12 protein-coding genes are annotated in these 12,828 nt (G+C 72.7%); 3 read left to right on the top strand and 9 right to left on the bottom strand.

What is annotated here, in order from left to right; all coding sequences use genetic code 11:
* Window positions 1–62 precede the first annotated feature (62 nt).
* Window positions 63–2,474 (top strand): ribonucleoside-diphosphate reductase subunit alpha, encoded by a 2,412-nt coding sequence (locus ACWCWD_RS10130; RefSeq protein WP_450771665.1) that lies wholly within the window; start codon window positions 63–65, stop codon window positions 2,472–2,474.
* Entirely contained in the window at window positions 2,474–3,499 is a 1,026-nt protein-coding gene (locus ACWCWD_RS10125; protein WP_450771663.1) for a ribonucleotide-diphosphate reductase subunit beta, read from the top strand. The genes ACWCWD_RS10130 and ACWCWD_RS10125 overlap by 1 nt, the downstream gene beginning before the upstream one ends.
* Before the next feature lie 67 nt (window positions 3,500–3,566).
* Here the strand turns inward: ACWCWD_RS10125 and ACWCWD_RS10120 are convergent, their stop codons facing one another.
* Window positions 3,567–4,244, bottom strand: a complete 678-nt coding sequence (locus ACWCWD_RS10120; protein WP_450771661.1) for a maltokinase N-terminal cap-like domain-containing protein — start codon at window positions 4,242–4,244, stop codon at window positions 3,567–3,569.
* Window positions 4,245–4,369: 125 nt separating this feature from the next.
* Window positions 4,370–4,579, bottom strand: a complete 210-nt coding sequence (locus ACWCWD_RS10115) for a hypothetical protein (protein ID WP_450771660.1) — start codon at window positions 4,577–4,579, stop codon at window positions 4,370–4,372.
* A gap of 92 nt (window positions 4,580–4,671) precedes the next feature.
* Between ACWCWD_RS10115 and ACWCWD_RS10110 the strand changes: the two genes are divergently transcribed.
* Window positions 4,672–5,646: a GlxA family transcriptional regulator gene (locus ACWCWD_RS10110; RefSeq protein ID WP_450771658.1), complete on the top strand. Its 975-nt coding sequence runs from the start codon at window positions 4,672–4,674 to the stop codon at window positions 5,644–5,646.
* A gap of 64 nt (window positions 5,647–5,710) precedes the next feature.
* On the opposite strand, the gene ACWCWD_RS10105 is transcribed toward ACWCWD_RS10110, so the two are convergent.
* The 7 genes from ACWCWD_RS10105 to ACWCWD_RS10075 form a co-directional block, all read right to left on the bottom strand.
* Entirely contained in the window at window positions 5,711–6,448 is a 738-nt protein-coding gene (locus ACWCWD_RS10105; protein ID WP_450771656.1) for a D-Ala-D-Ala carboxypeptidase family metallohydrolase, read from the bottom strand.
* 238 nt (window positions 6,449–6,686) lie between these two features.
* Window positions 6,687–7,325, bottom strand: coding sequence for a peptide deformylase (def, locus tag ACWCWD_RS10100; protein ID WP_450771654.1), 639 nt, complete (start codon window positions 7,323–7,325; stop codon window positions 6,687–6,689).
* A gap of 123 nt (window positions 7,326–7,448) precedes the next feature.
* Window positions 7,449–8,441 (bottom strand): tetratricopeptide repeat protein, encoded by a 993-nt coding sequence (locus ACWCWD_RS10095; RefSeq protein WP_328719507.1) that lies wholly within the window; start codon window positions 8,439–8,441, stop codon window positions 7,449–7,451.
* An 81-nt stretch (window positions 8,442–8,522) separates the two neighbouring features.
* On the bottom strand, window positions 8,523–9,833 hold the full coding sequence (locus tag ACWCWD_RS10090; RefSeq protein WP_450771921.1) for an HD-GYP domain-containing protein: 1,311 nt from the start codon (window positions 9,831–9,833) through the stop codon (window positions 8,523–8,525).
* Window positions 9,834–9,928: 95 nt separating this feature from the next.
* A complete protein-coding gene (locus ACWCWD_RS10085; protein ID WP_450771652.1) occupies window positions 9,929–11,389 on the bottom strand; it encodes an HD-GYP domain-containing protein in 1,461 nt (486 codons plus the stop codon).
* Between the two features lie 243 nt (window positions 11,390–11,632).
* Window positions 11,633–11,953, bottom strand: coding sequence for a mycothiol system anti-sigma-R factor (gene rsrA, locus ACWCWD_RS10080; RefSeq protein WP_266708917.1), 321 nt, complete (start codon window positions 11,951–11,953; stop codon window positions 11,633–11,635).
* Complete coding sequence (locus ACWCWD_RS10075; protein ID WP_266708915.1) at window positions 11,950–12,606, bottom strand: sigma-70 family RNA polymerase sigma factor; 657 nt, start codon at window positions 12,604–12,606, stop codon at window positions 11,950–11,952. Before ACWCWD_RS10075 ends, rsrA begins: the two co-directional genes overlap by 4 nt.
* Window positions 12,607–12,828: the final 222 nt, after the last annotated feature.

Here is a 12,828-nt window from a genome sequence, read left to right as displayed (position 1 = left end):
GCGCGCCCCGCGGCCCTCGCCTCCCCCCGCCGGTCCAGAGCCGAGCGAGGGAGAGCACCACCGTGACCATCGCGCCCGCCGATCCGGCGTCCGTGCCCGCAGCCACCGCAGCCACCGAGCCCGTCGACGGCCCCGGGGCCGCGCTGCTGCGCACCCTGACCGCCCTCACCGCGGACCTGCCGGACACCGACCCGGGGAGGGTCGCCGCCGCCGCGCTGCGGGGCCGCAGCGCGCACGCCGACGAGGCGGAGCTGCTGACCCTGGCCACCGAGTCGGCCGCCGGCCTGATCGCGGAGGACCCCGCCTACTCGCGGCTCGCCGCGCGGCTGCTCACCCGCACCATCGCCGCCGAGGCGGCCGGTGAGGGCGCGGTGTCGTTCTCCGCGTCGGTCGCCGTCGGCCACCGCGAGGGCCTGATCGCGGACCGTACGGCCGCGTTCGTGGCGCTGCACGCCGAGCGGCTGGACGCGCTGGTCGAGGAAGCCCTGACGGACGGCGCCGACGACCGGTTCGGCTACTTCGGGCTGCGCACCCTCTACAGCCGCTACCTGCTGCGCCACCCGATCACCCGCCAGGTGGTGGAGATCCCGCAGCACTTCATGCTGCGGGTCGCGGCCGGGCTCGCCGAGGACGACTCCGCGCGGGCGGTGGACGAGGTCGCGGCGCTCTACGGGCTGATGAGCCGGCTGGACTACCTGCCCTCCTCCCCCACGCTCTTCAACTCGGGCACCCGCCACCCGCAGATGTCCTCCTGCTACCTGCTGGACTCCCCGCTGGACGAGCTGGACTCGATCTACGGCCGCTACCACGAGGTGGCGCGGCTCTCGAAGCACGCGGGCGGCATCGGTCTGTCGTTCTCCCGCATCCGCTCGCGCGGTTCGCTGATCCGGGGCACCAACGGGCTCTCCAACGGCATCGTGCCGTTCATGAAGACGCTGGACGCCTCCGTCGCGGCCGTCAACCAGGGCGGCCGGCGCAAGGGCGCGGCCGCGGTCTACCTGGAGACCTGGCACGCGGACATCGAGGAGTTCCTGGAGCTGCGCGACAACACCGGTGAGGACCAGCGGCGTACGCACAACCTGAACCTGGCGCACTGGATCCCCGACGAGTTCATGCGCCGGGTCGACGCCGACTCCGCCTGGTCGCTCTTCTCGCCCGCCGACGTCCCCGAGCTGGTCGACCTGTGGGGCGACGAGTTCGACGCCGCCTACCGGGCCGCCGAGGCGAAGGGCCTGGCCCGCCGGACGATCCCCGCACGCGAGCTGTACGGCCGGATGATGCGCACCCTGGCGCAGACCGGCCAGGGCTGGATGACGTTCAAGGACGCGTCCAACCGCACCGCGAACCAGACCGCCGAGCCGGGCCGGGTCGTGCACTCCTCGAACCTCTGCACGGAGATCCTGGAGGTCACCGAGGACGGCGAGACCGCCGTCTGCAACCTCGGCTCGGTCAACCTGGGCGCCTTCGTGGCGGACGGGACGATCGACTGGGAGCGGCTGGACGCCACCGTGCGGACCGCCGTGACCTTCCTGGACCGGGTCGTCGACATCAACTTCTACCCGACCGAGCAGTCCGGCCGCTCCAACGCCCGCTGGCGGCCGGTGGGTCTGGGCGCGATGGGCCTCCAGGACGTCTTCTTCCAGCTGCGGCTGCCGTTCGACTCCGCCGAGGCCCGTGAGCTCTCCACCCGCATCTCGGAGCGGATCATGCTCGCCGCGTACGAGGCCTCCTGCGACCTCGCCGAGAAGTCCGGGCCGCTGCCCGCGTGGAGCGAGACCCGTGCCGCGCGCGGGGTGCTGCACCCGGACCACTACGACACGGCGCCGGCCTGGCCGGAACGGTGGGAGGCGCTGCGCGCCCGGATCGCGAAGACCGGGATGCGCAACTCCCTGCTGCTCGCCATCGCGCCGACCGCCACCATCGCCTCGATCGCCGGGGTGTACGAGTGCATCGAGCCGCAGGTCTCCAACCTCTTCAAGCGCGAGACGCTCAGCGGTGAGTTCCTCCAGGTCAACGCGTACCTGGTGGACGAGCTGAAGCGGCTCGGCGTGTGGGACGCGCGGACCCGTGAGGCGCTGCGCGACGCGAGCGGCTCCGTGCAGGGCTTCAGCTGGATCCCGGCGGACGTGCGCGCGCTGTACCGCACGGCGTGGGAGATCCCGCAGCGCGGCCTGATCGACATGGCGGCGGCCCGTACGCCGTACCTCGACCAGAGCCAGTCGCTGAACCTGTTCCTGGAGACGCCGACCATCGGGAAGCTCTCCTCGATGTACGCGTACGCCTGGAAGCAGGGGCTGAAGACGACGTACTACCTGCGTTCGCGCCCGGCGACCCGGATCGCGCGTGCCGCCTCCGGCACCGCGAAGGCCGCCGCCCCCGCGCCCGCCACCGTCCCCGTGCAGCAGGCGTACTCCGACGCGGAGGCCCTCGCCTGCTCCCTGGAAAACCCCGAGTCCTGCGAGGCCTGCCAGTAATGAGCACCACCGACCCCACCGCCGCGAAGAACCTGCTCGACCCGGGCTTCGAACTGACCCTGCGTCCCATGCGCTACCCGGACTTCTACGAGCGCTACCGGGACGCGATCAAGAACACCTGGACCGTGGAGGAGGTCGACCTCCACTCCGACGTGGCCGACCTCGCCAAGCTCACCCCGGGCGAGCAGCACATGATCGGCCGGCTGGTGGCGTTCTTCGCCACGGGCGACTCGATCGTCTCCAACAACCTCGTGCTGACGCTGTACAAGCACATCAACTCCCCCGAGGCGCGGCTGTACCTGTCGCGGCAGCTGTTCGAGGAGGCCGTGCACGTCCAGTTCTATCTGACGCTGCTCGACACCTACCTGCCCGACCCGGACGACCGTGCCGCCGCGTTCGACGCGGTGGAGGAGATCCCGTCGATCCGCGAGAAGGCGCAGTTCTGCTTCCGCTGGATGGACTCGGTCGAGAAGATCGAGCGACTGGAGACCAAGGCCGACCGGCGCCGGTTCCTGCTGAACCTGATCTGCTTCGCGGCCTGCATCGAGGGGCTGTTCTTCTACGGCGCGTTCGCGTACGTCTACTGGTTCCGCTCGCGGGGTCTGCTGCACGGCCTCGCCACGGGCACCAACTGGGTGTTCCGCGACGAGACGATGCACATGAACTTCGCCTTCGAGGTCGTGGACACCGTCCGCAAGGAGGAGCCGGACCTCTTCGACGACGAACTCCAGCAGCAGGTCACCGACATGCTGAAGGAGGCCGTGGAGGCGGAGCTCCAGTTCGGCCGTGACCTGTGCGGCGAGGGCCTGCCGGGCATGAACACCGAGTCGATGCGGCAGTACCTGGAGTGCGTCGCCGACCAGCGGCTCACCCGGCTGGGCTTCCCGGCGCTGTACGGCTCCGAGAACCCGTTCTCGTTCATGGAGCTCCAGGGCGTGCAGGAGCTGACGAACTTCTTCGAGCGCCGCCCGTCGGCGTACCAGGTCGCGGTGGAGGGCACGGTCGGCTTCGACGACGACTTCTAAAGGCTGTCCGCCGAACGACGCGGCGGCGGGCACCCCCGGGATCAGGGGGTGCCCGCCGCCGCGTGTGTCAGGCCTCGGCCGAGGCGCGCACCTCGGCGAACCGGGCCCGGGCCGGCTCCGCTCCCGGCGGGGCCCAGAGCGCGGTGACCTCGCCGTGCAGCGGTCCCGCGTCGCCCTTGGCCTCTTCGGCATCGCCCCGCAGCGCCCGGACCACGCGCAGGGTCCAGCTTCCGCCTCCCGCGGGGTCCGTCAGCAGGACGTCGGTGCCGTACATCCCGCTCCGCACGGTCTCGACGACCGCGCTCCCGGGGATGTCGTCCCCCATGAACCGGCTGTGCACGGTCGGGTCGAGGGTGTCCGACTCGCTCTGCGCCTGAGGTTCGGCGCGGCCGTGGAGCAGCGCGAGGAGCCGGCCGGTCAGCACGGCGTCATGGGCCCCGTCGTACACCCAGCGGGTGCCCAGCACCCCGTGTTCGCTGGTGCCGATCAGGGCCGCCTCCGCGCCGTCGAGCGGGGCGCCCCGGTAGGTGACGGGCACGTGGTACGGGACCGGGCGGCCCGCCGAGGCATCGGCGACCACCATGAACTCGATGCCCACCTCGCCCTCCGGGTCGTCGAGCCGGAAGCCGCCGGCCTTCGCCAGTTCGGGGGCGCCGCCACCGGCGTACCAGGGCTGGGACGGCAGCCAGGCGGCGACCAGGTCGAGCTTGCCGGGGTTGAGGGTGGTGCGGTGGATGACAGCCATGTTCTCTCTTCGTCCGTGGTGGGCCGATCCGGCCGCGCGGGTCCGTCCGCCCGGCCGGGGCTCTCCCATGATGGCCGTGCCGCCCGTTCGCTCGTGGGGGCGGCACGCGTCGGCGCGCGGCTCCCTCAGACCCGCGCCCAGGACCGGAGGTTCGGGGTCCGTGCGGCGCGCCGGGGCGGGGCGGCCGCCGGAGCGGGCGGGTCGGTGCGGCGGGCGTGCTCCGCCGCGCGCAGCTCGCGGGAGATGCGGCGCTCCCGGGCGAACCCGAGGAGGGCGGGGAGCAGGACGAGGGCGGCGAGGACGGTGACACCGAGGACGTTCAGGAGTGTGTTCATGGCTCCACTCTGACCGCCGGGAACCCGTCCCGGCAGTGGCAGGACTGTCACCAACCCTCGAATTGCTGCCACACTCCTGGCACACTGCCCTCATGCTGAAAAACGTCGCCGCCCTGCTGCTGGACGAGGTCCATCCCTTCGAACTCGGCGTGCTGTGCGAGGTGTTCGGCCTCGACCGCAGCGACGAGGGGCTGCCGGTGCACGATTTCGCGGTGGTGTCGGCGGAGGGCCCGTCGCTGCGCACCCACGCCGGTTTCACCCTCACCACCCCGCACGGCCTCGAACGGCTGGAGGAGGCCGACCTCGTCGCCGTGCCGGCCGGCAGCCACTTCATCGCCCGGGAGTACCCGGCCGAGGTGCTGGACGCGCTGCGCCGGGCGGTGGACCGGGGCGCGCGGGTACTCAGCGTCTGCTCCGGCGCGTTCGTCCTCGGAGCGGCGGGGCTGCTGGACGGCCGCCGCTGCACCACGCACTGGCGGCACTCCGACGAGCTGGCCCGGCGCTTCCCGCTGGCCCGGGTGGAGCCGGACGTGCTCTACGTCGACGAGGGCCAGGTGATCACCTCGGCCGGGACGGCGGCCGGCATCGACGCATGTCTGCATCTGGTGCGCCAGGAGTACGGCCAGGATGTCGCCAACGTCATCGCCCGCCGGATGGTGGTCCCCCCGCACCGGGACGGCGGCCAGGCGCAGTACGTGAAGCGTCCGTTGCCGCGCACCCGTTGCGACACCGTCGGGGACACCCTGGCGTGGATGGAGAACCACCTCGACCAGGAGATGACCGTCGACCAGCTCGCGGCCCTCGCCCACATGTCGCCCCGCACCTACGCGCGCCGCTTCCAGCAGGAGACGGGCACCACCCCCTACCGCTGGCTGCTGCGGCAGCGGGTGCTGCTGGCCCAGCACCTGCTGGAGACCTCCGACGAGACCATGGAGGCGATCGCGGGGCAGACCGGCTTCGGCAACGCGGCGGCCCTGCGGCACCAGTTCGTACGCTCGCTGGGTACGACCCCGAACGCCTACCGGCGGACGTTCCGGGGCCCGTCCGAGGTGCCGGAGATGGCCTGAGAGCGGTGCACGGCCCCACGGTCGGTGTCCGCGGGGCCGTGCGTACGCGTGGGGGTGCGGCCGGTCAGATGCCGCAGCTGGAGGCCGACCAGAAGTGGCTCGGCCCCTGGTTGACGTGCACGTGGTCGCCGTGGTCCGGGTAGCCCGGGCCGAGGATTCCGTTGAAGCCGTGGTTGCGGGCCTGGAGCGCCATGGTGCAGAGCGAGTGCGCCCCGACCCCGAGGTCGACGGCGTCGCCGTACAGATGGCGGCTGCCCGAGGCGCCGCCCACCGCCGAGTTGCAGGAGGTGGACCGGAAACCGCTGGTGACGCGGATCGGCTGGTCGCCGAGGGCGTGCCGCAGCGCCTCCAGCTTCCACATGCTGGAGAGGGCGTTGGCCTTCGCCGTCCCGGCCGCGACCGCCCCGCCCGCCCAGGTGCTGTTGCAGGTGTTCAGCTCCGCGTACGTGAAGTGGACCGGGGTGCAGTCGTCGTCCTGGAGCGCGTAGATCTTGGCCTGGGTGGCCGGTCCGGCGATACCGTCGGCGGTGAGGCCGTACGCGGCCTGGAAGCGCTTGACGGCGGCGGTGGTGGCGGGGCCGTACGAGCCGTCGACGGCGAGCACCGAGTTGTACCCGGGGTATCCGGCGACCCGGATCTGGAGCTGGGTGACGTCGTTGCCGGTGGCGCCGGAGGACAGGGTGCGGGTGAAGGTGAAACAGCCGTCCGCGTGGGCGGTTCCGGCCGTGAGTACGGCCCCGCCCCACGCCAGTGAGATGGTCATGACAAATCCGAGCAGGACACGCGCGGTACGCCTGAGCATGTGGGGTGCTCCCTCTCGCGGTGGAGTGTGACTCGCGGCCGCATGCGACCCGTGGCGCGATGTACTCGCGTTGCGAGGTGCTCGCGGTGCGATGTGACAGCGAGCCTGTCGCAGCGGTCGACGCGCGTCAACTCCCCCTGGAGAAAGCCTGATTGATGCATCCAGCACCCGAAAGGGGCCCGGACGCCGAAGTGTTCTCCGGCGGCCGGGCCCCTTTCCGTCGACGCACGCGCCCTGATCAGCCGTTGGCGACGATCTCGTAGCGCGGGGTGCCCTCGGCCATCTGCTTCAGCGCCTCCTTGCGGTCCCGCTTCGACAGCCGGTCGATGTAGAGGTAGCCGTAGAGGTGGTCCGTCTCGTGCTGGAGGCAGCGCGCGAAGTAGCCGGTGCCCCGCACCTTGATCGGGTTGCCCTGCGCGTCCCGGCCGCTCACCACGGCGTAGTCCGGGCGGGCCAGCTCGGCGTAGGCGGTCGGGACCGACAGGCAGCCCTCGTTGGAGTCGTCCAGCACCCGGGCCTCCGGGGGCAGCTCCTCCAGGACCGGGTTGACGACGACACCCACGTGCCGCACCCCGTCGTCGTCCGGGCAGTCGTAGACGAAGACCTTCTGGTCCACACCGATCTGGTTCGCGGCCAGGCCCACGCCCTCGGCGGTCCGCTGGCTGGCGAACATGTCGTCGATCAGCCGCGCCAGCTCGTCACCGAACTCCGTGACGTCCTGGCACTCCTTGTGCAGGACCGGGTTGCCGACGACCGTGATCGGACGGGAGGTCCCGCGCTCGCGGTACGCCGCCTCACGCTCCTCGCAGTCCTCCGTGTCCACGACGAAACCCTCGTCGTCCACGCCGATCCGCTCGTCCGTCTCCTGCTGCGACATGTCCGCCGTACGCCTTCCTGCAAACCGTGTACCCCGAAAACCCGAAACCCGAGTCCGGGCAGATCCGCACCGCGCAATCCGGTGCCGGTACAGCCTACGGGGAGACCGGGACCGGGAGCACGGTCAGCAGACCTCTTCGAGATCCCGCCACTCGCGGCTGTCCGGGCTGTCGGCGACCCAGCCGTCCAGCAGCCCCCGCACCAGCCCGGCCGGGGCGGCGAGACCGCACTCGCGTTCGGGGGCCCAGAGGCCGCCCGCCGTACGGTGCCCCAGCGGGCCGGGGTGGCCGGGCTCACTGTGGTCGTGCGGGTCGAGGTGCTCGCCGTCGCCCTCGTCGCTCTCCATCCGGCTCTCCGAACAGGACCGGCAGAGCAGCCGCACCGACGAGGACCAGTCCTCGGCGGCGAACCCGGCGTCCGAGGCGAGCTTCTCCAGCGCGTCCCGGTCCTCCTCGGTGGCCGCCTCCAGCAGCACCACCCAGGTCGGCACCGGCGAGGGCGCCCACAGCTCGATCTCGTCGAAGACCGGGTACGACGGACCGGCCGCGGTCACCCGCTCCCCGTTGGGCACCCCGTCGTGCAGCACGACCTCGCCCCAGCGGCGTCCGGAGGACGGCAGCGGGATCGACAGCACCTCGATCCGGGCCGGGTCGAGCCGGCGCCCCCAGACCACCTCGGCCTCGCCCTCCGGCGACAGCCGCACCGCGGCGCTGCCCAGCTCCATACCGGTCGGCTCGGTGGTGGCGGCGGCGCCCTGCGCCCCGGTGCCGGGCACCTTCAGCCCGTACGCCTGCCAGGCCCGGCGGGCCAGCGGCCAGTCCTGCAGCGCGGTCGCGGCGATGCCGACGTTCCACCAGTCCGGCGCACCGGACTCGCGGTCCAGCAGTGCGACGGCCCGCAGTCCCGCCGACCGCGCCTGCTCCCAGTCGTGCCGGAACTTGTGCAGCAGCGCCAGGTTGAACCAGGACTCGGAGAGCCAGGGTTCCAGGTCCGCCGCGCGCGTCAGCAGCGCTCCCGCGTCCTCGTACCGGCCGTCGCCGATCAGCGTGAACGCGCGGTCCGTGGCCTGCCGCCACGAGGCGGACGGCCGATGCCGTGCCTTCCCGAAGATCCTCACGATTCCCGCCTGTCCCGAATGGACACCCTCTTCTTTCGCATCCAACCATGCCCGGCCGGACGCCCGCTCATTACCCATGGGTTACCCCGCCCGTACCCGGGGCGGGCCGCCCCTCGCCAGGACTCCGGCCAGTGCCTCGACCACCTGCGGCTGGTAGTCGTGGCCGGTGCCGATGCGCAACTGCTCCAGAGCCTCCAGAGCCCCTCCCACGCCTTCCCCGCGCAGGTCCTCGTACGCGTTGACGGTACGGACGATCCGCGCGGTGAGCGGCTGCTCCCGGTACGGGTCCGCCTGCCGTTCCACCACCACCGCCACCTTCGCGTCCACCCCGGTCTGCCGCACCACGGCCCCGCCCAGCAGCGCGATCCGGCGCTGCTCGGCGGCGGGCAGCCGGGCGGTGGCCCCGTCCGCCAGCGGATCGACGAGGGAGAGCTGGCCGATGTCGTGCATCAGCGCCGCGTACTCCAGCACGGTCAGCTCGCCGCCCGCCAGCCCCAGCTCGCGCCCGACCGCCGTGCAGAGCTCGGCGACCCGGCGGGCGTGGCCGTGCGGGGTGTACCCGGCGATCTCGGTCGCGCGGGCCAGCGAGGCGATGGTCTGCCGGTAGGTCGCGCGGACCGCCGCGTACCGGCGGAAGGAGACCTGCGTGAGGAGGAGCGGGACGCACACCACGGGCAGCGCCCACAGCCCGGCGACCGCCACCCCGAGCGCCATCACCGCGCCGGTCGCGCAGACCGCCGAGCCGATGCCGGGCAGGCCGCAAAGCTCGTCGCGCAGGTGCGAGCCGAACGGATAGCGGGTCCGCGCCGCCTCCACGAACGCGGCGAGCACCGCGTCGCACAGCGCCGTCAGCCCCAGCAGCCCGACCAGGAAGGCGGCGTACGCGGGCCCCTCCCCCAGCGCACCGGTGAACTGCTCGGCATCGCGCAACGGCTGGAAGCAGACGGCGGCGAAGGCGACGGTCAGGACCCGGCGGGCCGCCCGGTCGGACTCGGGACCGCCGCCGCGCACCGGGCCGGGCGCCGGAAGCGGCGCCTTCCGCCCGGAACGCGGGACGGGCGGGACTTTCGGCACACCCCTGAGCAGCGGCACGGCGGCGAGGAGCTGGGCCGCGACGACGACGGTGACCACCTGGAGCACCCCCTGCCCGGTCGGCTCCCCGGCGCTGCGCCCGAGCAGGGCGTACGCGAGGGCCCCGGCGGCACCGAGCGGCGCGGGTTCCCGCTCGCCGGGCACCCGTCCCCGCGCCCCCTGCCCGTACCGGACCAGGGCCGCCAGCTCGCCGAGGGCGACGAGCGCGCCGAAGGCGAGGGCATGGCCGGGTTCGGCGAACCCGGACCGGAGGGTGTGGACCACGGCGACGAGCGTCAGCGCCAGGGCGGCGAGGTGCAGCGCGCGGACGGCGGGCGGCGACCCGCCACCGGACGGCGACCCTCCACCGGAGAAGCCGGGGGTGCCGGAGAAGCCGGGAACGCGTGGGAAGCCGGTCACCGTTCGCTCCGTCCGTCGCCCTCGGCGGTCCGGCCGGTGCCCGCCGCTCCCGCCGCTCCCCCGGCGGCCGGCGCCTGCCCGCGCGGGGGCGGCAGCGTGGCCTCGTCCGAGGTCACGGCGACCGTCGCCGCGGACCAGCCGTACCGGTCCACGGCACGCACCAGGGCCCGCACCATCCGGGGGTCGAACTGGCTGCCCGCGCAGCGGAGCAGCTCCTCCACGGCGGCCTCCACCGGGCGCCCGCGCCGGTAGGAGCGGTTGGAGGTCATGGCGTCGAAGGCGTCGGCGACGGCGACCACCCGGGCGAACTCGGGGATGTGGGCGCCCCGGAGCCCGTGCGGGTAGCCGGTTCCGTCCAGCCGCTCGTGGTGGTGGAGGATCGCCGCCCTGGCCTCGTCGAGGAAGTCGATGCCCCGCACGATCTCGTGGCCGTACTCGGGGTGCAGTTCGATGACCCGCCGTTCCTCCGGGGTGAGCGGCCCGTCCTTGCGCAGCACCCGGGTCGGTACGCCGAGCTTGCCGACGTCGTGCAGGATGCCGGCGAAGCGGAGGGCCTCCACCCGCTCGGGCGCCATGCCGATCTCACGGGCGATGAGGACGGAGGCGCGGCCGACGCGCTCGCTGTGGCCGCGCGTGTAGGTGTCCTTGATGTCGACGGCCTGCACGAGGGCGCGGATGGTGGCCCGGTGCGCGGCGTGCTCCCGGTGGTACTGGGCGAAGACCCAGCAGGAGATGTACATCGGCAGCAGGACGAAGAGCGAGGAGAGCGGGCCGTACGGGCCGCGCCACAGCACCGCCATCATCAGCCCGGCGAGCGCGTGCACGAGGTGCGGCCCGGTCGAGGAGGCGAACAGCCCGTGCCAGGCGCTCCTGACGGGGAGGTGTTCGGCCGGTACCCGGATGGCGCCGTCGAGCAGGGCGAGGACGAGGCTGAAGACGAGGGCGGCGGCGCAGGCGGGCAGCAGCACGTACGGGAAGTCCGGCGCGGCACCCCGCTGCCCGCCCGGCCCGTGCGGACCGCCCAGCGCGCCCGCACCGGCGAACGCCCCGTAGACCGAGGAGGCGGCCCAGACGGTCACCGCGAGCTGCGCGGCCCGCCAGATCCTGCGTGCGGCGGCCGGCCGGTGCTCGACCCGGCCGGCCAGCGCTCCGGGTACGGCGACGAGCGCGGCGGCCGAGGGCGGCAGCAGGAAGGCGGCCGCGAACAGGAACGGGAAGAACGATCCGGCCCGGACGGGCACCCGCTCGCCGAAGAAGGGGCAGCGGCCGGGGAGTTCGCCCGCCAGGTAGACCGCGGCCAGCAGGCCGAGCGTGTGCCAGGCCACCGGCGTCCCGCCGCTCCCGGCGCGCTCCGGTCCGGTCCAGGGGACCTGGGTGAGTACGGGACCGAGGCAGCCCAGGGCGCAGACCGCCACGGCCGCGATGAACGCGCGTGCCGCGACCGGTGTTCTCCTCATGCCTGCACCCGCCCCCGCGTGGTCGATGGAGGCGTCACGCTAGCGAGTGGACGGAGCGCAGGTGGCGCAACGATCCTGATTAGCGCGTTCGGGTGATGCGGCCGGGGGGCGGATGCTAAGCGGACCTCGCCGTCACGCGCGGGCGGGCGGGCGACGGACCGGAAGAGGGCCCCGCGACCGCCCGGAACGCGCGGGAGGCGCACCGCGTCCCGCGCGGTGCGCCTCCCGGGCGTCGTTCAGGTGCTATTCGGCGGTGGCCGCCGGACGGCCCGTGTCGCCCAGCGACACGTCCTGGTCCGGCACGGCCTGGCCGGAGCGGATCAGGTCGATCCGCCCCATCACCTTCGAGCGCAGGTCGGTCGGGACGTCGTCCTGACCGCAGCAGCGCTTGACCAGCTTCTTCACGGCCTGCTCCAGGCCGTACTTCTCCAGGCACGGGGAGCACTCACCGAAGTGCGTCTCGAACTTGGTGCAGTCGCCCTCGGGCATCTCGTGGTCGAGGAACTCGTAGAGATGGTCGAGAACCTCTGAGCAGTCCGTCTCGTGCGGCTCTCCGCAGCTCATGAGGCCGAGCCTTTCCGATCGTCCGACTCACCGGCGCCGGCGGGAACCAGCCCGCGCTCGCGGGCGTAGTCCTCCAGCATGCCGCGCAGCTGGCGGCGTCCGCGGTGCAGTCGGGACATCACCGTACCGATGGGAGTCCCCATGATGTCCGCGATCTCCTTGTAGGCAAAGCCCTCGACGTCCGCGAGATAGACCGCTATGCGGAATTCCTCGGGGATCGCCTGGAGCGCCGACTTCACGTCGGAGTCCGGGAGGTGGTCGAGAGCCTGGGACTCGGCCGATCGCAGTCCGGTCGACATGTGCGACTCGGCCCGCGCCAGCTGCCAGTCCTCGATCTCCTCGGCGGCGCTTCGCTGGGGCTCACGCTGCTTCTTGCGGTACGAGTTGATGAAGGTGTTGGTGAGAATGCGGTACATCCACGCCTTGAGGTTGGTGCCCTCGCGGAACTGGTGGAAGGAGCCGTACGCCTTCGCGTAGGTCTCCTGGACCAGGTCCTCGGCGTCCGCGGGGTTGCGCGTCATGCGCAGCGCCGCGGAGTACATCTGGTCGAGAAAGACGAGCGCGTCCCGCTCGAAACGTGCGTTCCGCTCGTCCGTCGTCTCCTCCGGGCGGCCGTCGTCGGTCCCTGTGTCGTTACCAGTGACCGGACCCACCTCCTCCAACGCTGTTGCGGGGCCGAAACCGGACCCGCTCGCCTCGGAGAATAGTCGACCTTGGTTCCGCGCGTGCGGTCGGTTGCTTCCGCCCGGCGCGCGCTCGGGAGTGACCTTCGGCGCGTGGAGCACCGTCCACTCCAGGTCCGCGCCGTTCGAGCGGCGCGGGCAGATGGTCGAACCCATGCGACGGACTCCCTCTCCACAACCAGAAGACGTGTG

It is taken from the genome of Streptomyces sp. NPDC001493, assembly GCF_053597235.1.
The sequence above is the reverse complement of the archived record's forward strand: the minus strand, read 5'-3'. Positions and strand labels throughout refer to the sequence as shown.